The organism is Embleya sp. NBC_00896 (assembly GCF_045207785.1).
Lineage (GTDB): Bacteria > Actinomycetota > Actinomycetes > Streptomycetales > Streptomycetaceae > Embleya.
Genome location: NZ_CP108776.1, coordinates 1,340,375 through 1,361,568, shown reverse-complemented (window position 1 = coordinate 1,361,568; position 21,194 = coordinate 1,340,375). Strand labels below are relative to the sequence as shown.

Below are 21,194 nucleotides of genomic sequence, written 5' to 3'. Positions count from 1 at the left end.
CGCACCGGGAACGGGCCCGACGGGTGGCGCCGGCAAGGGGCCGGGCGCGCGGCGCGCCGGCTACGGGGTACCGCGGGGCGGCGCCCGGGAGGGCGCGGCGACGGGGTCAGTTCGCCCGCACGGGGCCCTTCTGCGCGACCAGCGGCGCACCGGCTCGGCCGACCAGGTACTCCGGGCGCGGGCGGCCCGCGGGCCTCGGCTCGTTGGTGATCGGATTGTAGGTGGCGATCAGCAGCCTGCGCGGGAAGGGCGAGATATTCAGCGCGGAGCCGTGAATTACCTCGGGGTGAAAGAGGACCACCGAGCCGGCGCTTCCCTTGGGGCTGGTCATCTCGTGCGCGGTGGTCAATCGACCCAATTCCTCGGCATCCAGGGAGTAATCGTCGGGGTCGATGTGCCGGCCCGCGTCGATCGCGCCGTGGCCCTTGCGTTCGAGTGTGCCGAGCCGATGGGATCCGCGAAGGAAGACAAGGGATCCGTTGTATTCATTCATATCGTCGAGAAATATCCCGACGTTGACCGCGCGAGGTGCCGGCATATTGTCGGCGTCGCGCCAGACGATGAAATCCTGATGCCATGCCCATTGCTCTCCGCCATGCGCATGTTTCACATTCACCTTGAGCTGATGGATATACAACTCGTCATCCGCGAGTTGCTTTACCGGTGCCAGGAGGCGATCCGACCGAATTAATCGCCGATATACCGGATGGCGCAGATGGGAAGCATAGATCGCCCTCAGGGTATGACCGTCCGCCTCGGTGACAAGGTGTGGTCCGGGCGTCGAGCCGTCTTCCTCGAGGGCCTCGCAGAGGATGTCCACCTCTTCTTTCGAAAAGAGTTCGGGCAAGAGCACGAACCCATTGTTTCCGTACTCCTCGAGCTGTGTTTCCGTCAGCTTCATTGCTTTATTCCAGGTCGGATCGAAGGTTTCCGCCAGACCTCGACGGATCGTCGTCGCGCGCTCGCTCATCGCGCCGGTGGGGCGTTGACCTGCGCATCTGTGCCGGCATGGGGAACGCTCGACGGCATTTGCACAGGCGAGACCCGCGCCGCGCGGCGGCGCTCGGGCCTCGATCCGTCGAGGTCGTCTCCTCCGGCATTCCCGAGATCAACCGACGACGCGCATGCGCATCCCGACCCCGGGGAGCCCCTCGGCAACTATCACATCAGATCCACGGAACCGTCAACGACCGGCAATGTACCCAGGTTGTCCGGTTGATTGTCGAGTGCCGATCGGGATCATCGCCAGAGAGAAATGATCATGATTCGCGAGGGCGCCCGCGGCGGGCGTGGTGATCCGGACGAAATCTGGCCGAGATGATGGTTGCCTGTCGCTCGCCCGGCTGCGATGGGCAATTCATCGAGCCGCTCCCGGGTCGGGAGCTTCCGCCCGATTCGAGAATATTTCGGATAGTCGATCATGGTCTCGGATGTGCAAAGATTCGGATGGTTGTCGCCCGGAGTCGATGGGCACAATCCTGCGAGTGCCACCATCCCCGCCGGGTTCGCGCCGGCGAGCCGGGGGCCCGGGCGTACGCGCGGGAGGGGCCCGCTCGGGGATTTCGGGAATTCGTACGCCGTCCCCCGGTGCAGTCTCCGGTGGTATTCGGCGTCCCGGTTCAACCGTCGGGCGCGCCCGTTGCCGCAGCGTCGGCCGCGGAAAATAACATCCGTCGCGGTTTTCCTCAACCCCTTATTAGTCCGCCGTCCGCGAAGCCCCTGGGGGTGCGGTGCGCCGGGACGGCGGGATATCGACCGTCGAGCCGGGGCGACCTCGCGCGGGACGCATCGACGAGGTGTGTACGACCTGCGAGACCCGCACGACCTGCACGACCTGCACGACCTGCACGACCTGCGAGACCCGCATGACCTGCACGACTCGCACGACCTGCGAGATCCGCACGACTCGCACGACCTGCGAGACCCGCACGACTTGCGACACCCGCGAGACCCGCAGACCCGCGACACCGCGACACCCGCGAGACCTGCGCCATCTGTGAGATCTGTGAGAGGGGAACTGGTGAAGAGACTGTCGGTACCGGTCCGGGGCACCTGCGCGTCCCGCTTGGAGAACCTGACCCGCCGCCTCGACCTGGGGGAGCGCGCGGAGGAGATCGTGGCGGTGTTCCGGACCATGACCGAGCCGTGGGGCGACGCGCGGTCCGGCGAGTTGCCCCTTTCGGACGTGTCACCGGACGGATCACCGGTGGAGTTCGCCGTCGACTTCGACGAGGCCGACCCCGCGGTGCAGTTCGCGGTCGAGCCGATGACCCCGGGGGGTACGGCGGCCGACGCGTCGTCGGCCGCGCGGCGGATGATGGCCGGCCTGGCCACGGCGTACGGCACCTCCGACGAGCGCTGGGCGTCCCTTGCCGATCTGTACCTGCCCGACGACCCCGCGGGGGGCCATGTCGCCATGTACGGCGCGGAGATCCGCCGGCACGGGCCGGTCCGGTTCAAGGTCTGGTTCTACCCGACCGTGGAGGGCCCCGACCGGGCCCTGGACCTGCTCGGCATGGGCCTGGACCGGCTCGGACTGCAGGCCGCGTGGCCCGCCGTCCTGTCGCACGTGCGCCGCGACGCCCGCCGCGATCTGCCCTTCCTGTTATCGCTCGATCTGTCGGCGAGTCGGGCGGCGCGGATCAAGATCTACTTCCGCCACTACGACGCCGACGCGGACTACCTGGCGACCCTGTTGGAGAAGCAGCCCGGCTTCGACCCCGACCTGACCACCGGGTTCTGCCGGTTGATGACCGGCCACGCCGAGGACCTCACCGTGCAACCGCCGGTGACCTGCCTGACCTTCACGATCGCGGACGCGCGCGAGGCCGACGCGGCCACGCTGTACGTCCCGCTGTGGACGTACGCGGCCAGTGACGAGGTGCTGCGTGGCCGGGTGTGCCGGCTGTTCGCGAGCCACGGTCGCTCGGCCGACCGGTACGAGCACGTGCTGGGGGAGATCGCGAGCCGGCCGCCCGCCGACGGGCGGGGGATCCACAACTACATCTCGTGGCAACCCGGGCGCGATCGGCCGCGGGTCAAGATCTACTTCTCGCCGGAACTGCACGACACGAACCCGCCGCCGCGCTACCGGCTCGACGCGTCGGACAGCTCGTGCCGCGGCTGACCGGGCGCGGCGATCGGCGGCGGCCCCCGGATCCCGGCCGCGGGAGCGGGCATGCACCCGAACGGGAGGACGGGAGTGATCTGTGCGCGATCTGTGAGCGTCGGCCGGCAGCCTCGCCGGCATGAGCTACGCGTTCCAGGCTGAGGGCCTGGTCAAACGATTCGGGAAGACGACCGCGCTCGCGGGCGCCGACCTGGCGGCCCGCCCGGGCACGGTGCTCGGGGTGCTCGGGCCCAACGGCGCCGGCAAGACCACGGCGATCCGCATCCTGGCCACGCTGCTGCGGCCGGACGAGGGACGCGCGACGGTGGGCGGGCTCGACGTGGTCCGACACGCCGCCCGGGTGCGCCGGTTGATCGGGCTCACCGGGCAGTACGCGACCGTCGACGAGGAACTCACCGGCCTCGAGAACCTGGTGCTCATCGGCCGACTCCTGGACCTGCGCAAGGGCGAGGCGAAGGCCAGGGCGGACGAACTGCTCGGGCGCTTCGAGCTGACCGAGGCCGCGGGACGGCGGGCGTCGACGTACTCGGGCGGCATGCGGCGGCGCCTGGACCTGGCCGCGAGCCTGGTCGGCTCGCCGAGGATCGTCTTCCTGGACGAGCCGACCACCGGGCTCGATCCGGGCAAGCGCGAGGACATGTGGCGCACGGTGCGCTCGATGACCGCCGACGGCGTCACGGTGCTGCTGACCACGCAGTACCTGGAGGAGGCGGACGCGCTCGCCGACGAGATCTCGGTGATGGATCACGGCCGGGTGATCGCGCACGGGACGCCGGCCGAGCTGAAGCGGATCGTGGGCGGCCAGACCGTCGCGGTCCGGCCGGCCGACCCGGCGCGGGAGGCGGACGTGGCCACGATCCTGCGGTCGGTGGCCGGGCGCGAACCGGACTCGGTCGGGCGCGGCGTGATCACCGTGCCGGTGCGCGGCGGTGACGTGTTGGCCGAGACCGCGCGGCTGATCGAGGCGGCGGGGATCGAGGTGACCGAGTTCGCGCTGCGGTTGCCGAGTCTGGACGAGGCGTTCTTCGCGTTGACGCGGCGGCACGCGGACGAGCGCGCGGCCGATGCCGGGGTGGATTCCGGGGTGGATGGGGACCCGGATCGTGATCGAGCGGGGGACCCGGACGGCGCGGAGCCGGGTGCGGGCTCGGCCCGGAGACCGGCCGGGACATCGGGTCGAAAGTCGGGTCGAAAGTCGGGGCGCAAGTCGGGTCGCAAGTCGGATCGGAACGAGGAGGAGGCGGCGTGAGCGGCACGATCACGGTGGACCGGACGGCCGCGGAGGCGCTCGCGCCGCAGCGCCCGTGGGCACTGGTCCGGCACAGCCTGGTGCTCGGCCGGCGCAGTCTGATCAAGAGCGGGCGCAACCCCGGATTCCTGATGAACGGGGTGATGACCCCGGTCATCTTCCTGGTGCTGTTCTACTACCTCTTTGGTGGTGCCATGACCGGCTCCACCGGGGACTACCTCCAGTACCTGTTCCCGGGAATCCTGGTGATGGGCACGATCCTGTCCGGGATGCTGTCCACCGGCCTCAACGTCAACCTGGACCGCAAGAACGGCGTCGCCGATCGGTTCCGCAGCCTGCCGATCGGGCGTTCGGCACCGCTGATCGGCTCGGTGCTCGCCGACACGGTCCGCTATGTGCTGGCGGCGGCGGTGCTGTTCGGGGTCGGCTGCCTGATGGGCTTCCGGGTCGAGACCGACTTCGCGTCGGCGCTCGGGGCGGTCGGGATCGCGATCCTGTTCGCCTTCTGTCTGAGCTGGGTCACGGTCCTGATCGGCGTCCTGGTCAAGGACGAGGGCGCGGTGCTCGGATTCGCCTTCGTCGCCTTCCTGCCGCTGGTGCTGGGGACCAGCCTGGCCGCGCCGAAGTCGACGCTGCCGGGCTGGCTGGAGGCGTGGGCCGGGGTCAATCCGGTCACGCACGCGATGGACGCGACCCGCGGTCTGCTGACCGGTGGGGCGGTGGCGGACCCGGTGGGCAAGACGCTGCTGTGGTCGGCCGTCGTGCTCGTGATCTTCGCCCCGCTCGCGGTGCTGGCGAACCGGCGGGCCGATTGACCGGGGCGCTCAGGGGCGCGGACGGCCGCCGGTGACCCGGGCCCGGATCAGGGCGAGCGCGTCCGCGCGGTCGAGGGCCCGGCCGTGGGCGTAGGCGGCGCGGTACCCGGCCTCGCCCAGGACTTTGCGCAACTCCCGGGTCAGGCCCACCACATCGCGGTTGAACGCGTCGGCGGTACCGCGCAGCGCGTGGTTGGCGCCGAGCACCTCGGCGGCCTCGGCGGGATCCCCCCGGCGCAGCCGCAGCCGAGCCACCCCGAGGCCGACCGGGGCCGCCATCGGCAACTCCGGCATGGTGGCCACCAGCGTGAGCGCCTCGCCCAGATCGCGCTCGGCCGCCGCGAAGTCGCCGGTCTGTACGGCCAGGGTGCCGACCCCGAACCGGTACAGCGCGCGGAACACCGCGTCGTCGAACGCCTCCCGATCCGCGGCGGCGAGCTCGAACTGCCGGGCGGCCTCGGCCCGATCGCCCGCGCACCGGGCCAGGTCGCCCAGGAAGAGCCGGGCCAGCGAGACGTACCGGCCGGAGCCGGCGCGGGCGACGATGCCGAGCAGTTCGTCGCGGGCCGCGGTCACGTCGCCGGTCCGGATCCGGACCATCGCCAACCACAGCCGCGGATGGTCGTCGACACCGAACATCCGTACCAGAACCGCCGATTCCTCCAGCGCACCGACCCCGCCGGCCAGGTCGCCGAGCATGATCCGGGCGTTCGCCAGGCTCAGCAGCGACATCGCCAGGCCCCACCGTTCGCCGGCCGCGCGGAACGCGGCGGCGGCCTCGGCCAGGTCGTGGCACAGCCGGTGCACGTCGCCGTGGATGCCGTGCAGGAAGGAGCGGACCCAACACAGCATGGCCCTCGTCCACGGATCGGCGTGCGCCCGACCGGCGTCGATCGCGACCAGGCCGGCCGCCGGGTCGTGGGCGATCAGCGCGAGCAGGGCGGCGATCAGCGCCGCGGTCGGATCCGCCGGGTCGTGCGCGCGCAGGGTCGCGGCGATGGCTTCGGGAGCCGGCGTCCGGGCCGCGAGGTCGCCGGAGAGCACCGACGTGAACAGGTACCCGGTGGCCGCGGCGGCCGTGGCCGCGACCGGTTGCGGGCCGGGCACCGCCAGGACCGCGCGCAGCCGATCCGCCGCCTCCACGTGCTCGCTGTGGATCGCCCAGAAGTACCAGAGCGCGGCCCCGAACCGGACCGCGGTCTCCGCGTCGCCGGCGTCGCAGACGAAGTGCAGCGCGGCCAGCACGTTGTCGCGCTCCGCGGTGAGTCGGGCGATCCACGGCAACTGGTCGGCGCCGCGAACATGCGGCGCCGCCGCCTCGGCCAACGCGAGGAAGCACGCGGCGTGTTCGGCGCGCGCCGCGGCGATCTCGCCGGACTCGGCCAACCGCTCCAGGCCGTACTCGCGGATGGTCTCCAGCATCTGGTAGCGCGGCCCGCCGTCCGCCGTGGCCGGCACCTGGATCAGCGACTGGTCGACCAGCGCGTCGACGATGCTCGGGGTCGCGCCCAGGCACGCGGCGGCCTCGGCATCGAAGGACGCGGGGAACACCGCCAGCCGCTCCAGGGCGGCGCGTTCGGCGGGATCGAGCAGGTCCCAGCTCCAGGCCACGACCGCGTGCAGGGTCCGGTGCCGGGACATCGCCGTACGGCTGCCGCCGGTCAGCAATTGGAAACGATCGTCCAGGCGGCCGGCCAGGTGGTCGACCGCCATCGAGCGCACCCGGGCGGCGGCCAGCTCGATCGCCAGCGGGAGGCCGTCGAGCCGGCGGCACACCTCCGTGACCGCACCGACGTTGGCCTCGGTGAGCGCGAAGTCGGCCCGCACCGCGCCCGCGCGGTCCACGAACAACCGCACCGCCGGGCAGCCGGCGGCCTGTTCGGCCGTGGCGCCCGGCTCGGGCAGCGCCAGCGGCGGCACCGCGCACAGCGCCTCGCCGAGGATCGCGAGCGGCTCGCGGCTCGTGGCCAGCACGCGCAGCCGCGGGCAGCGCCCGAGCAGGTCGTCGATCAGCCGCGCCGCCGCGTCGATCACGTGTTCGCAGTTGTCCAGGACGAGCAGCGCCCGCGCCCCCGACAGCGCGGCCACCAGCCGGTTCACCGGATCGTGCGGCCGGGTGGAGGTGTCGGCCAGGCCGGTCTCGCGCAGCCCCAACGCGCTGACCGCGGCCTGCGGTACGTCGGCCGGATCGGTCACCGCGGCCAGTTCCACCAGCCACACCCCGTCGGGAGCGGCGTCGGCGAGGCCGGCGGCGACGGTCACCGCGAGCCGGGTCTTGCCCGCGCCGCCCGGTCCGACCAGGGTGACCAGCCGGCCGTCCCGCAATTGCGCGCGCACCCGGGCCTGTTCGTGGGCGCGACCGACGAAGCTGGTCAGCGGTGCGCGCAGATTGCCGCGCGGCCGACCGCCGCCGGGTTCGTGCGCGACCCGCTCGTCCCGCAGCACCGCCCCGTGCGCGGCCCGCAGCTCCGGCCCCGGATCCACGCCCAACGCGTCGGCCAGCAGGGCGCGGTAGTGCGCGTACGCGCCCAGCGCCTCGCTCTGCCGGCCGTCCGCGTGCAGCGCCCGCACCAGCAGCACGTACAGCCGTTCGCGCAGCGGGTGCGCCGCCGTCAGCTCCTGCAACTCGGCCACCAAGTGCTCGGCGCCGGTGGCCAGATCGGCCGCGATCCGGTCCTCGATCGCGGCCAGGCGCAACTCGTCCAGACGCGCCGCGGCGGCGACCGCGTACGGCGCCCCGCGCGCGTCCGCCAACGCCGACCCGCGCCACAGGCCCAGCCCCTCGCGCAGCCGACGGGCCGCGGTCTCGGTGTCGCCCTCGCGCAGCGCGCGCTGTCCGGTGCGCACCAACCGCTCGAACGCCAGCGCGTCCACCGCGTCCGGCACCAGGTCGAGCCGGTAGCCGCCGGACACCGAGCGCAGCATGCCCGCGTCCGGCAGGGCCCGGCGCAGCCTCGACACCAGCGCCTGGAGCGCGTGCCCGGGATCGGCCGGACCGCTCTCCGGCCACAACGCCCCCGACAGCGCCTCCACCGTCACCGCCCGCCCCGCGTCCACCGCCAGCCGGGTGACCAGCGCACGCAGCCGGGCGCCGCCGATGTCCACGGCCCGTCCGTCCGCCACCACGCGCAGCGGACCCAGGATTTGTACGCGCATGGCGCCACTCTGTCACCTTCGCCGGCCGAGGATGATTTCCACGGCGCGGACCAGGAAAGGGATCGAAACACACCGCGCCGCGCCCGGCGGACGGATCGGTCGCGATCGGCTGCGATCGGTCCCGGCTCCCCCGGCGCGGCGCGCGGTCACGTCCATCGAATCGATACGGGGAGCACGTCACATGTCGGAATTCCGGGATCACGCACGCGCGGTGACGACGGAGGACCTGTCCGATCCCGACCTCTACCGGAGCGGAGCTCCCGAAGACCTGTGGGCGAAGCTGCGCGCGACGTCCCCCGTCCACCGCAATCGCCGGGCCGGCGGGGACTTCTGGGCCGTCCTGTCCCATGAACTGATCACCGCGGTCCTCAAGGATCCCACCACGTTCGTCTCCGAACGCGGCATGCGCCTGGACCACAACCCGGCGGCCACCGCGGCCGCCGCCGGAAAGATGCTGATCATCACCGACCCGCCGCGGCACGGGAAGATCCGCCGGATCATCAACTCGGTGTTCACCCCGCGCATGGTCGCCCGCCTGGAGCAGAACATGCGGGTCACCGTCGGCTGCGCGCTCGACGAGGCGCTGGAGCGGGGCACGTGCGACTTCACCGAGGTGGCGGCCCGGCTGCCGGTCTCGGTGATCTGCGACATGCTCGGAGTCCCGCGCGCGGACTGGGACTTCATGCTCGACCGCACGATGGTCGCGTTCGGGGTGAACGCGGAGGGCGTCAGCGAGTTCGCGGTCGCCGAGGCGCACGTCGACATCCTGTCCTACTACGAGGACCTGGTCGCCCGACGGCGCAAGGACCCGCAGGACGACATCGTCACCGCGCTGGTCAACGGGACCGTCGACGGGGTCCCGTTGACCGACGAGGAGATCTTCCTCAACTGCGACGGCCTGATCTCCGGCGGCAACGAGACCACCCGGCACGCCACCGTCGGCGGCCTGCTCGCGCTGATCGAGAACCCGGACCAGTGGGCGAGGTTGCGCGCCGATCCGAGCCTGCTGCCGACGGCGGTCCAGGAGATCCTCCGGTACACGAGCCCGGCCATGCATGTGCTGCGCACCGCCGCCCGGGACACCGAGTTGGCCGGCCACGAGGTCCGGTCCGGCGATCCGGTCGCGCTGTGGCTGCCGGCCGGGAACCGGGACGAGGCGGTGTTCACCGACCCCGAGCGCTTCGACGTCACCCGGGATCCCAACCCGCACCTGGCGTTCGCGACCGGCACCCACTTCTGCCTCGGCGCCGCGCTGGCCACCACCGAACTGACGGTGATGTTCGACGAGATCGTGCGCCGAGTCGCCACTGCGGAGCCCGCGGGGCCGGTGCGGCGGATGCGGTCGAGCCTGATCCGCGGCTTCGAGTCGGCACCGGTGGCCCTGACGCCCGCTCAGTCCGCCGGGCGGGTCGCGTCGACCTCGTAGAGTCCCGTGTTCCGCAGGTTGGCGTCCTGGCGGACCTCGGCGACGAATCCGTGCTCGCGCAACGTCCGGCAGAACACGTCGAGGCCGTCGTTCTCGTCGTGCACCTCCGCCACGATGTTGCGGATCCGCCGCCAGTCGGCGGCCTCGATGCCGCGCAGGACGTCGAGTTCGGCCCGTTCCACGTCGATCTTCAGCAACCCGACCGGACGGGTGCCCCGCTCGCGCAACAGGTCGGACACGGTCGTCACGGACACCTCCATCGGCGTCCCGTCGTGCAGCCCGTCGACCATCAGCTCGATCGACTCGTCGTCCAGCCCGGTGTTCCGCAGGAAGGTGCGGGTCAGCGTGTCATCCGCCTCCTGGTCCGCGTAAAGACTCGAATTGCCGGGCGCGGCCGGGTAATAGACGAAGGGCAGGGTGCCGGATGCCGCCGCCACCGCCGCTTGGACCGCGGTGCCGCGCGGGACGTGCCGATCGAGGTTGTCCCGCAGGCACGCGAACGTCTCCGGCGCCGGCTCCACCGCGATCAGCTCGGCCGCCGGCTGTACATCGGCGAACACCAGCGCGGCCAGCCCGATGTTCGCGCCGACGTCGAGCACGAGGTCGTCCGGTCGGAGTCGGCCCGCGGCCCGCCGATAGAAGCCCTGGGACGACATCTCGCGCCATAACACCTGCGCCTCGCCGGGGCTGGTGCACCAGACGTGCCTGCCGTCGTCCAGGCGTACCTGTCGACGCACGTCCACACCGCTTGTTCCCTCGACGCTTCCGGTCACGACCACCACTCTCCTTCGACTTCGACTTCGACTTCGCCGTCCGGTCCGAGCCGGTCCGGCCCGGACCGGTGCCCAACCGGGCTGCCGGCCACGGTAGTAGGGGGTCGGCGGGATACGGAAGGACGTGACCGGTCACATGACACCAAGCCTTGGACCCCGCTCGCCGAACAACGAGAACCCAACACTCACCACCGACCACCGATTACCGATCAGCACCAGGAGACCCGTGAACACATCAGCGAACTCCGGCTCGCACCAGGCCGGTTCGGCGTCCACAGGACGCGCCGCCGCCGCGGCGCAATTGCTGAACGACCCGCACGCGGCCTACGAACAGCTACGGGAACAAGCCCCCGCCACCCCGATGCGCGCGCCCGACGGCACCCTGATGTGGATCGTCACGCGCTACGACGACGTCCGCACGGTGCTCGGCGATCCGCGCTTCGCCAACAACCCGGCCACGGTGCCCGGCGACAAGGCCCCGCAGATGCAGATCAACGGCATGCGCGACCTGGGCATGGACGAGGAACTCATCCCGTACCTCGCGGACACCCTCCTCGACAACGACGCGCCCGACCACGCCCGGTTGCGCAAGGTCGTCACGCACGCGTTCACGGCCCGGCGGGTGGCCGCGCTGCGCCCGTGGATCGAGGGCCTGACCGAGGACCTCCTCGACGCCCTGCCCGGGCACGCCGAGAACGGCGTCGTCGACTTCCTGACCCACTTCGCCTACCCGCTGCCGATTACGGTGATCTGCGAACTGGTCGGCGTGGCCGAGGCGGACCGGCCGAAGTGGCTCAAGTGGAGCCACGACCTCGCCTTCAACCAGGAGGCGATGGGCGGCACCCTGCGCGAAATCGTGGACTACACACACGCGTTGGTCGAGCGACGCCGGGCGGACCCGACCGACGATCTCCTGAGCGCCCTGATCCGCACCCGCGACGAGGACGGCGACCGCCTGAGCGACCGCGAACTCGTCACCCTCGTGCTGAGCCTGGTCATCGCCGGCCACGACACCACCGCGAACCAGATCGCCAACGGCGTCTGGGCCCTGCTGACCCACCCCGACCAGCGTGCGCTGCTGCACGAGCACCCGGACCGGATGCCCGAGGCCGTCCAGGAACTGCTGCGCTGGTGCGGCCCGGTCCTGCTGTCCCGGATGCGCTACGTCACCGAGGACATGGACCTGGGCTGGGCCCGCTTCACCGCCGGCGACGTCGTGATGGCGGTGCTGAGCAGTGCCAACCACGATCCGCGCCAGTTCGCCGACCCCTCGCGCCTGGACGTGGACCGGTGCCCGGCAGGGCGCGGTGAACAGCACGTCTCCTTCGGGTCCGGGTCGCACTACTGCCTCGGCGCCGGCCTGGCCCGGCTCGAAGTGGAGACAGCCCTCGGCGCCCTCCTGCGCCGCCACCCCGACCTCGCCCTGGGCACCGCCCCGCAGAACCTGGCCTGGCTCCCGCTCCCGGGCATGCGCAAGCTCGCCCGCCTTCCGTTGATCCTCGGCCCGACGGCGCCCGGAGGGCGTCCGTCCTGACGGGGCCGGCCGCCGGCGCGCCGGGTGCGCGATGCGTCGCGCCCGGCGCACGCCGGCTCGGGCGCGCGGGGTCGGAGGGGGATCCTCGGGAGGCTTTGGGAGACTTGGGGCCGGTTCGCCGGGGCGTCGAGGATTGTTGCCGCGGATCGGTCACATCCGCGCGCCGGCTTTCGTCAGTGCTGTGACGAGCCGAACCGAACGAACAGAACCGGCGCGACGCGACAGTACTCGCACCGCACCGGAGAGCACTGAGGGAGAGCAGCATGAACGCGCACACGAAGATCGCGGTGGCCGGGGCGACCGGGCGGGTCGGCCGCCACGTCGTCGAGATCCTCGAGGCCCAGGGCCACGACGTGGTCCCGATCTCGCGCTCGGTCGGCGTGGACCTGATCACCGCGGAGGGTCTGGCAGAGGCCCTGACCGGCGTAGAGATCGTCATCGACGCGTCCAGCACGCCGTCGCCCGACCAGACCGAGGCCACGGAGTTCTTCACCACCTCGGCCCGGAACCTGCACGAGGTCGGCCACAAGGCGGGCGTGCGGCGGATGGTGGTCGTGTCGATCATCGGGATCGACGAGTCCAAGGCCGGTTACAACGCGGCGAAGCTCGCCCACGAGCAGGCCGTGCTGGCCGGACCGATCCCGGTCCAGGTGCTGCGCGCGGCCCAGTTCCACGAGTTCGTCGAGCAACTCGTGGGCTGGGGGCGGCAGGGCGACGTGTGCTACGTGCCGAAGATGCGCACCCAGCTGGTCGCCGCGAACGTCGTCGCCCAGGCGCTGGTCGACCTGGCCACCGGCCCGGCGCCCGCACCGGAGTCGACCGGGGCGCCGTTCCCGGAGATCGCCGGTCCGCGGGAGGAAAGCCTCGCGGAGGTGGCGAAGCTGGTCCTGGCCCGGACCGGTGACGTGGTGCGGGTCGAGGTCGTCAGCGACCCCGTCAACCCGGACCGCGACCTCTTCGAAAACGGCGCCCTGCTTCCCAGCCCGCACGCCACCCTCGCCGGCCCGACCTACCAGGAGTGGCTGGCCGGCACCTCCTGACGTTTGCGGTACGGCCCGCGCGGGCGGCAGGTCCCGCGCGGGCGACGCCTCCCGCGCGGGTGGGGATCCGCTCCGGAGCCGCTCCGGAACCGACCGCCGATCCATACGAGTTCCATATGTCGTGGTCGCGATACTGGGCCGATGCGGCTACTGCTGGTCGAGGACGAACAACCGCTGGTCGGGTACATCGCGGTCGGGCTGCGCAAGCACGGGTTCGCCGTCGATGTCGCCCTCGACGGCCGGACCGCCCTGGACAAATGCGCGTTCACGCCCTACGACGTGGTGGTCCTGGACCGGGACCTGCCGGGGGTGCACGGTGACGTGGTGTGTCGGCACCTGGCGGAGCGGGGCACGTCGCGGGTGTTGATGCTCACCGCGTCCGACGCGGTCCAGGACCGGGTCGACGGGCTCACCCTGGGCGCCGACGACTACCTGGGGAAGCCGTTCGCGTTTTCCGAACTGATGGCGCGCGTACGGGCGTTGGAGCGGCGCAGCGCCCCGGCCCGACCGCCGGTGCTGCGCGCCGCCGACGTGGTCCTCGACCCCTCGCGGCGCACCGCGGAGCGGGCCGGCCGGCTGCTGCACCTGACGCCCAAGGAGTTCGGTGTCCTCGAGCAACTGCTGGCCGCCGACGGCGACGTGGTCAGCGCGGAGACGCTGCTGGACAAAGTGTGGGACGAGCACGCCGATCCGTTCACCAACGCGATCCGGATCACCGTGGGCACGCTGCGCCGCAAGCTCGGCGATCCGCCGCTCGTCGAGACCGTGACCGGCGCCGGCTACCGGCTCGGCCCGTCGCAGTGCGGGTGACCGCGCGGCTGACCGCCCGCGGCCGATTGGCGGCCCTCTATACGGTGCTGGTCCTGGCCGCCGGGACCATGCTGACCGCGCTGACGTACCTGCTGGTGCGGCAGAGCGTGGATCGCCGGTGGCTGATCCGCACCAAGGTCGGTCCGTCGCCCGCCCCCGAGGACATCCGGGCGGAGCGGCAGGAGATGTCGGACCTCGCCGATCGCGTGCGGGCCGCGACCCTGTCCGAACTCCTGACCCAGGCCGCGCTCGCGCTCGCGGTGGTCACCCTGGTGGCCGCGGTGCTGGGGTGGCTGGTGGCCGGCCGGGTGCTGCGGCCGATTCGCGCGATCTCGGCCACCGCGCAGCGCCTTTCGGCGGAGAACCTCTCGGAACGGGTACCGGTCACGACACCCGCGGACGAGCTCGCCGACCTGGCCGGCACCATCAACGGGATGCTGGACCGCATCCAGACCGGCATCCTGGAACGCGACCGGGTGCTGGGCAGCCAACGGATGTTCACCGCCAACGCCGCCCACGAACTCCGTACCCCGTTGACCACCATGCGCACCGCCATCGACGTGACCCTCGACGGCGAACCCGACCGGGCCGAACTGCTTGCCATGGCCGACGACATCAGGACCGCGGTCGAACACAGCCGGCGCACCCTCGACGGACTCCTCGCGCTGGCCCGCAGCCAGGCCGGCCCCGGCAAACAGCGCCCGGTGGACCTCGCCGACGTCGCGGCGGGCCTACTCGACGGCGCCGCCGCCGGGATGACGGCCCGCGACCTCGCGCTGCGTACGGTCCTACGCCCCGGGCCGATGAGCGGCGACCCGATCCTGCTCGAACGCATGGTCGGCAACCTGCTCGACAACGCCATCCGGTACAACCACGCCGGCGGCCACATCGCGGTGACCACGGGCACGGAGGCCGCACGGTCGTTCCTGCGCATCACCAACACCGGCCCACCGATCGCCCCCGACGAGGCGACCCGACTCCTGGAACCCTTCGTCCGCGGCGAATCCCCCCGCACCGACGGCGGCGCCGGCCTGGGTCTGTCCATCGTCCAAGCCATCACCACCGCCCACAACGGCACCCTGGACACCACCCCCCGCCCCACGGGTGGCCTGGACCTCACCCTCCATTTCCCCACGACATCCACGAGTTGCCCGAACGCCGATGTCCGTCGGGTTCCACGGGCCGCAGAGGGTGAGTCGGAGCGGCCGATCGCGCGCCCGTCGTGAATGCATCGGGAATGTATCAACCGCATCGGGCAGGATGGCGAACATCCCGATCGACCACGGGCGATCGAGTCACGGACTCCACGCCCGGGCCGTTTCGGCCTGCCCGCCCAGGTTTTGGAGAACCCGATGCCATCGCACGCCCGAACGCCCACGCGGCACGAACGTCGCCGACCACCCGGCCTCGGTGCGCGGACCGCGCGAGTGCGCGTATCCATCGCCGTCGGTGTCCTCGCCCTGTTCGGCACGGCGCTGTCCGCGCTGCCGGCGCACGGGGAGGAGGCGCTGCGGGATTGTCCGGCGGATCGTCTGTGCCTGTTCGACGGCAAAGGGAGGTCGAAGGCGTACGCCGTCACGGACGACGCGCGGACGTACGAGGCCGCCTGGGACGACAAGACGCTCTCCGTCCGGAACAACACGCCGTACTGGGCCTGCATGTACGCCGACCCCGAGTACGGCGGAGCCTTGGAGACCGTGAAACCCGGCAACACCGACGCGTATGCCGGTGGCGGGTTCGCGCGTAAGGCGTCCTCGCACAAGCTCGTGTCGTCCCGAGCGCAGTGCTTCACCGGCTACGAGCGCTGCCCCGAGGCGCGCCTGTGCATCTTCAAGGAACCGCGGGGCAGGGGACCGATGTTCGTGGCCGACGCCGACCGGATCCCCGCCTACGCGCCGAGTTGGGCGAACGGCGTCCACTCCGCCGTGAACCGCACGGCTCTGCACGCGTGCTTCTACCGGGCCGAGCGGTACACGGGTACCTGGCCCAACCCGGAAGGGCCGCGACCCTACGGCGCTTTCGTCGTCTTGAGCGGTGCCGACGCCACCATCCCCGACCCCTTCGCCGCGACGTTTCGTTCCCACGAGCTCGTCGCCGGGACCAAGGAGTGCCAGGCATGAGGCGGGCCAAAAGAGCGCCAGGCATGAGGCGGGCCAGGCGAAACCTGTGGCGCGGCGGAATCGCGCTGGCGGCCGCGGGCGGGTCCCTATGCGCGGCGATCGTGATCGCAGCCCCGGGTTCCTCGGAAGCCGGCGCCCCGCGCCCGACCACCCTGCCTGCGGTCACCGGGCAGCCGGTCGTGCCCTTGGCGGACGCCTGGACCAAGGGTGAGACCAAGACCTTGGCGGCCGGCGTCGTGTACACCCGCTGGACCGAGAAGCACCCCCACCCGTCGCGCCCCGGGCCGCGCGTCCTGGACGTGGTGCGGGCCGATCCGGGGCGGTCTCCGGTCACGCTGGACAGCACGTCCGGAATGGCCGCGGGAGTCGCGGAACCGACCTCCGCCCAACTGGCGTCGGTGACGCCATTCGTGAGCCGGCGGCCGATCGCGGGCGTCAACGGCGGGTACTTCAAACCCGAACCCGCCCACCCCGATCTCGGTGTGTCGACGATCGCCTCCACGGGCATCGCCGCCCGCAACGGCGTGCTGTACGGCGCGAGTTGCTGGAACAAAGGTGCCGGCAACGTGTCCGCGGTGCTCCGGTTCGGCATGCCCTACATCTCCAGGCTGCGCACGAACATGTCCGTCGCCTTGGCCACCGACGCCAGGACCGCCTACGAGATCGACGACGTGAACCGCAACCCGGGCCGGGTGCCCGGCTGCCGACGCGAGGAGGCGGACCAGCCGACGGCGGACCCCGCGGTCTTCCGGGACCCGGACGAGATCGTCGTGTTCACCTCGGACTACGGGGTCCCGCTCCCCAAGCCGGGCGTCGACAAGGCCCTGAAGGAGGACGACGACGCCGGGTTCGAGGTCGTGCTCGACGCCCGGAACGTCGTTACGGCGGCCCGCGCGAAGCGAGGCGGACGGACGCCGGCCGAGAAGGTCGTCGTCCCCGAAGGCGGCCGCGTCCTCCAGGGTGTGGGCGCCGGCGGCACGTGGTTGAGCAGGCACGCCCGCGTGGGCGTCGCCCTGACCATCACCCAGACCGTCACCGACCTGAACACCGACCGCCCGATCCCGCTCGACGCCTCGGTCGACATCGTCAACGGCGTCCACCGATTGCTCCGAGACGGTGAACTCCCGAACGACCTGGGCAACCCCTGCAAGGAGCTCCTCGACGCCGGCGGCACGGTCTGCACCGATTCACGCACCGCCCTCGGCACCGACATCACAGGCGCGACGGTCCTCGCCACCCTCACCGGCGGCACCGCCGAGGACGGCGCCCTCCTCCCCGAGTTCGCAACCCTTCTGAAGGCCGACCCCCTACACCTGGTCGACGCCATCAACCTCGACGGCGGCGGATCCACCACCCTGATGATCGACACCCACCGCGTGACGGTCGTCACCGACAAGACCAACGGCACCCTGACCGAACGCCCCGTCTTCAACGCCATCTACCTCGCCCCCCGCGCCTACGGCCTCCAAGACATCCCCGAAGCAACCCCCTACACCGCGGCCGAAGACCGCTGACACGGTCGGCACAGTTCCATCACGCGGGAACGCCGGAACAGATGCGGGGCCGTCGTCAGGTGTGACCCGTGCCCAACCGTCGTCAGGTACACCGGCCATTCGGCCATCCAGCCATCCAGCCATCCAGCCATCCTCAGGGCCGATCGGGTGGATCGGGGCCGACATCACCCGAACCGCGCGCCGGCCGGCCGTGCCGCGGGGCTCTCGTCGCCGACGATCGATTCGGCAGAGACATGACATACGAGAGAGGCCCCGGATCATGAGAAGACCCTTCCTGTCCCGCCGTTCGGTGGCAGCCCGCACGCTCGCCGCGGCGACGCTCGCCGTCGCGGGGATACTGCCGGTGGCGATTGCCCCGGCACACGCCTCGCCGCTCGTCGGCGTCGTGGCCGGGACCGGGACCGGGACCGGCGGGGGCGACCACGACTGCCCGACCGACGGGCTGAGCCCGGAGTTGCAAACCAGGCTCGACGAGGCAGTGCAGCAGGTCATGCGGGAGGCCGGCATCCCCGGTGTGCAGGTCGGCGTGTGGATGCCCGGCAAGGGCAACTACGTCCGCGCGTTCGGCGTCGCCGACAAGGACACCGGCGAGCCCATGACCGACAAGCTGAACATGCGCATCGGCAGCGAAACCAAGACGTTCACCGCCACGGCGGTGCTGGAACTCGTCGACGACGGCCTGGTCGGCCTCGACGACCCGATCTCCAAGTACATCGACGGCGTCCCGAACGGCGACCACATCGCGCTGCGCGACCTGCTCGACATGCGCAGCGGCCTGTTCTCGTACAGCGCGGACGACGACTTCATCACCGCGTTCCTCAACGACCCCAACCGCCCCTTCACCCCGGAGGAACTGCTCGCCTACGCGTTCAAGCACCCCAACCAGTTCCCGCCGGGCGCCCAGTTCCAGTACTCGAACACCAACTACATCCTGCTCGGCCTGGTGGTCGAGAAGATGAGCGGCGAGAGCCTGAGGAGCTTCATCCACCGCCGGGTCATTCGGCCCAGCCACCTCAAGCACACCCTCTTCCCCCAAGGGGCCGAGTTCCCCGAGCCGTACGCCCACGGCTACACCAACCAGACGCCCACCGGCGAGATCGCGGATACCACCCACTGGAACCCGAGCTGGGGCTGGGCGGCCGGCGCGATGATCTCCGACCTGCAGGACCTCAAGCGCTGGGCCAAGGACGTCGCCACCGGCACCCTGCTCAAGCCCGCCACCCAGGCGGAACGCCTCAACGTCCTCCCCACCGGCCTCCCCGGCGCGGGCTACGGGCTCGGGATCTTCAACATCAACGGGTGGATCGGCCACAACGGCTCACTGCCCGGGTACGAGAGCCTCACCATCTACCTGCCCGAGGAGGACGCGACGCTGGTGGTGCTGCTCAACACGGACGTCCTCTACCAGGGCTACGAGCCGAGCACCCTCGTCGGCAAGGCGATCACGAACATCATCACGCCGGATCACATCTACGACATCCCACCCCAGCGGTAGGACTCGCCATCGGGCGGGCCCCGTTCCAGCCGGTCCGGTGCGGCTGCAACCGCAGTCCACCGGCCGCAGGCCGCCCGCCGCCCGGCGTCCGCTCCACGCACAGGACTCGTGGAGCGGACGCCGGCGAACCCTTCCGGTCACGCCATCAGGGAGCGGGGAGCGGGTGGTCGGGGGCCAGGGCCGCCGCGATGCGGTTCATGATGATCTCGGCGGTGTTCGTGCCGGGTGGGGTGGCCTTGCCTTTGGTGGTGGACACGGCGATCGCCAGGCGTTCGGCGGGCAGGTAGGACTGGACGGCGGCGTAGCCGGAGAACGACGGGTTCTGGAGAATCCAGTCGCCGAGCACGATGACGCCCATGCCGAAGTGCTTTTCCTCGGTGTTCGGCATACATACGGATGCGGGGCAGGTAGCCGTGGGGGTGCCGAGGCCGACCGTGCCCGGGTTCAGCAGTTCGCGGTGGCTCTGCGGGGAGAGCAGTCGGCCCGAGCCGATGCCTTCCGCGGACGCCGTGAGGTCGCAGATGTCACCGGTGAGCACCGCGCCGGGAGCGGTGGTCCACGACGGGTTCCAGAACGTGGACTCCTCGTACATGCCGCGCTCGGACGTGAACGCGTGCTGGACCGGGGTCGGGATGTCCGGGGTGAAGCTGTTGCGGGTCTCGTCGAGGCGGAGCGGGTCGGTCACGTACTGCCGCAGCAGGACGTCCAGGCGCGTCCCGGTGATCCGCTCCAGGGCCGCGCCGAGCAGGACGAAGTTGGCGTGGGAGTAGCTCCAGTTGGTGCCCGGTTCGTACCAGACCGGCTTGCTCAGGGAGACGCCGATGAGCTCTTCGGGTGTCCAGTGCTTGAACGGTGCGGCCGTCAGCGCGGCGAGGAAGTCGGCGTTGGTGACGTAGTCGGTCAGACCCGAACTGGAGTTGGCGAGCATCCGCAGCGTGATGTGGTCGGCGTTCGGGAGTTCGGGGAGCCAGCGCGCGACGGGATCGTCGAGTCCGACGCGGCCCTCGTCCACGAGGCGCAGCAGCGTGGTGCCCATGTAGGCGATGCCGACCGACCCGGTGCGGAAGTGCATCGCGGGATCGGCCGGTACGCCGGTCATCGACTCGCCCAGACCGGCCGTCACGAGTTCCCGGCCGCCGTATGTGACGCGCAGGATGACCGAGTTGAGGTCGAGCTCCCGCTTGACCTGCTCGGCGATCTCCAGCACGGTACGCGCCGGGCCGTCGCCGGGCCGCGGAGTGGCGGCGCACGCACGGCCCCGCGAATCGTCGCCACCGGCCGGAGCCGGGGCCGGTCCGGCCGAGGCGGCCTGGGCGCTCGCGGCGACCAGCACTACGACACAAAAGGTACGAGCGAGGCGGGTATATCTCATCCCCGCAGTCTCACCACAACGCCCCCACACCCCCGGACCCCCCACCACGACCCGCCGCACGATCACCCATCAAGGCCAGGGCCCCACCCCCGACCCGCCCCTCGACCCGCCCCTCGTCAGCGTCCTGGCGACAGCCCGGGACACAGGCGACGACCCCGGGCACAGGCGACAGCCCGGGACACAGGCGACGGCCGCCCTGCCGACGAGGAACTGCTCGCGAGCCCCGAGGCACCGCAGACCCGAGTTGTTGCTCCGACGCGTGTCGGGCGTCGTCGTCCGGCTTCACCGGAGCTAAGCGAACAGATCTTCGGACATCTTCGCCGCAACCGCCATTTTGCGGAAAGCCTGAGCGCCACCGGGTACTTCCACGATGATGGGCGCCCGGGGATCGCGGCTTCCGAGTCGCGTGGGGGCGGGGGAGGGGGAGTCTTGGGGGGACACGTTCCTGCTGCACTGGCAGCGCAGGTCCGGGACTTCACCGGGCGGGAGTGGGTGCTGCCGGCCGTCGAGGAGTGGCTCGACGGTGCCGCCACCGAGAAGTTCCTCCTCCTCACGGGAGGCCCGGGGGTTGGCAAGACGGCCATGTGCGCGTGGCTGGCCGGCGCCGGGCCCACCCCGTCGGGGCCTTCGGGTGCCCGGTTGGCGCGCATCCGTGCGCGCTGGAACTTCGCCTACTTCTGCGGTCGACGGATCGAGGACGGAAGTCCGGATCCCCGGTTCTTCGTGCGGCGGTTCGCGAGCAGCCTGGCCGCCGCGGTAC

Annotated in this window: 16 protein-coding genes; 11 read left to right on the top strand and 5 right to left on the bottom strand. The window is 71.4% G+C overall.

The window, feature by feature from the left end:
- Positions 1-106: 106 nt before the first annotated feature.
- Together OG928_RS06425 and OG928_RS06420 are read right to left on the bottom strand one after the other, a co-directional pair.
- Complete coding sequence (locus OG928_RS06425; RefSeq protein WP_406280432.1) at positions 107-970, bottom strand: phytanoyl-CoA dioxygenase family protein; 864 nt, start codon at positions 968-970, stop codon at positions 107-109.
- A 726-nt stretch (positions 971-1,696) separates the two neighbouring features.
- A complete protein-coding gene (locus OG928_RS06420) occupies positions 1,697-1,930 on the bottom strand; it encodes a hypothetical protein (RefSeq protein WP_406280430.1) in 234 nt (77 codons plus the stop codon).
- Positions 1,931-2,020: 90 nt separating this feature from the next.
- On the opposite strand from OG928_RS06420, the gene OG928_RS06415 reads away from it, so the two are divergent.
- From OG928_RS06415 to OG928_RS06405, 3 genes are all read left to right on the top strand, one after another.
- Entirely contained in the window at positions 2,021-3,127 is a 1,107-nt protein-coding gene (locus OG928_RS06415; RefSeq protein WP_406280429.1) for a tryptophan dimethylallyltransferase family protein, read from the top strand.
- 121 nt (positions 3,128-3,248) lie between these two features.
- The gene (locus OG928_RS06410) at positions 3,249-4,379 is read left to right on the top strand and encodes an ATP-binding cassette domain-containing protein (protein ID WP_406280427.1); all 1,131 of its coding nucleotides are present in this window, start codon (positions 3,249-3,251) and stop codon (positions 4,377-4,379) included.
- A complete protein-coding gene (locus OG928_RS06405; protein ID WP_406280425.1) occupies positions 4,376-5,194 on the top strand; it encodes an ABC transporter permease in 819 nt (272 codons plus the stop codon). The genes OG928_RS06410 and OG928_RS06405 overlap by 4 nt, the downstream gene beginning before the upstream one ends.
- Positions 5,195-5,203: 9 nt before the next feature.
- Here OG928_RS06405 and OG928_RS06400 read toward each other — a convergent pair whose 3' ends face one another.
- Positions 5,204-8,350, bottom strand: coding sequence for a BTAD domain-containing putative transcriptional regulator (locus OG928_RS06400; protein ID WP_406280423.1), 3,147 nt, complete (start codon positions 8,348-8,350; stop codon positions 5,204-5,206).
- Between the two features lie 181 nt (positions 8,351-8,531).
- On the opposite strand from OG928_RS06400, the gene OG928_RS06395 reads away from it, so the two are divergent.
- Positions 8,532-9,776 carry a cytochrome P450 gene (locus OG928_RS06395; protein ID WP_406280421.1) on the top strand — a complete coding sequence of 415 codons (1,245 nt, stop codon included), beginning with the start codon at positions 8,532-8,534 and terminating at the stop codon, positions 9,774-9,776.
- On the opposite strand, the gene OG928_RS06390 is transcribed toward OG928_RS06395, so the two are convergent.
- Positions 9,743-10,549: an FkbM family methyltransferase gene (locus OG928_RS06390; protein WP_406280419.1), complete on the bottom strand. Its 807-nt coding sequence runs from the start codon at positions 10,547-10,549 to the stop codon at positions 9,743-9,745. The two genes, OG928_RS06395 and OG928_RS06390, sit on opposite strands and share 34 nt — an antisense overlap.
- A gap of 226 nt (positions 10,550-10,775) precedes the next feature.
- Here OG928_RS06390 and OG928_RS06385 point away from each other — a divergent pair, with 226 nt between their 5' ends.
- The 7 genes from OG928_RS06385 (at position 10,776) to OG928_RS06355 (ending at position 19,062) form a co-directional block, all read left to right on the top strand.
- On the top strand, positions 10,776-12,083 hold the full coding sequence (locus tag OG928_RS06385) for a cytochrome P450 (RefSeq protein ID WP_406280417.1): 1,308 nt from the start codon (positions 10,776-10,778) through the stop codon (positions 12,081-12,083).
- A gap of 263 nt (positions 12,084-12,346) precedes the next feature.
- Positions 12,347-13,123, top strand: a complete 777-nt coding sequence (locus tag OG928_RS06380; protein ID WP_406280415.1) for an SDR family oxidoreductase — start codon at positions 12,347-12,349, stop codon at positions 13,121-13,123.
- A gap of 141 nt (positions 13,124-13,264) precedes the next feature.
- Positions 13,265-13,933 (top strand): response regulator transcription factor, encoded by a 669-nt coding sequence (locus OG928_RS06375; RefSeq protein ID WP_406280413.1) that lies wholly within the window; start codon positions 13,265-13,267, stop codon positions 13,931-13,933.
- Complete coding sequence (locus tag OG928_RS06370) at positions 13,924-15,159, top strand: sensor histidine kinase (protein WP_406280411.1); 1,236 nt, start codon at positions 13,924-13,926, stop codon at positions 15,157-15,159. The genes OG928_RS06375 and OG928_RS06370 overlap by 10 nt, the downstream gene beginning before the upstream one ends.
- A 201-nt stretch (positions 15,160-15,360) precedes the next feature.
- A complete protein-coding gene (locus tag OG928_RS06365; RefSeq protein WP_406280409.1) occupies positions 15,361-16,053 on the top strand; it encodes a peptidase inhibitor family I36 protein in 693 nt (230 codons plus the stop codon).
- A gap of 23 nt (positions 16,054-16,076) precedes the next feature.
- Entirely contained in the window at positions 16,077-17,567 is a 1,491-nt protein-coding gene (locus tag OG928_RS06360; protein ID WP_406280407.1) for a phosphodiester glycosidase family protein, read from the top strand.
- 259 nt (positions 17,568-17,826) lie between these two features.
- Positions 17,827-19,062, top strand: coding sequence for a serine hydrolase domain-containing protein (locus tag OG928_RS06355; RefSeq protein WP_406280405.1), 1,236 nt, complete (start codon positions 17,827-17,829; stop codon positions 19,060-19,062).
- 145 nt (positions 19,063-19,207) lie between these two features.
- On the opposite strand, the gene OG928_RS06350 is transcribed toward OG928_RS06355, so the two are convergent.
- The gene (locus OG928_RS06350; RefSeq protein ID WP_406280403.1) at positions 19,208-20,434 is read right to left on the bottom strand and encodes a serine hydrolase domain-containing protein; all 1,227 of its coding nucleotides are present in this window, start codon (positions 20,432-20,434) and stop codon (positions 19,208-19,210) included.
- Positions 20,435-21,194 lie beyond the last annotated feature (760 nt).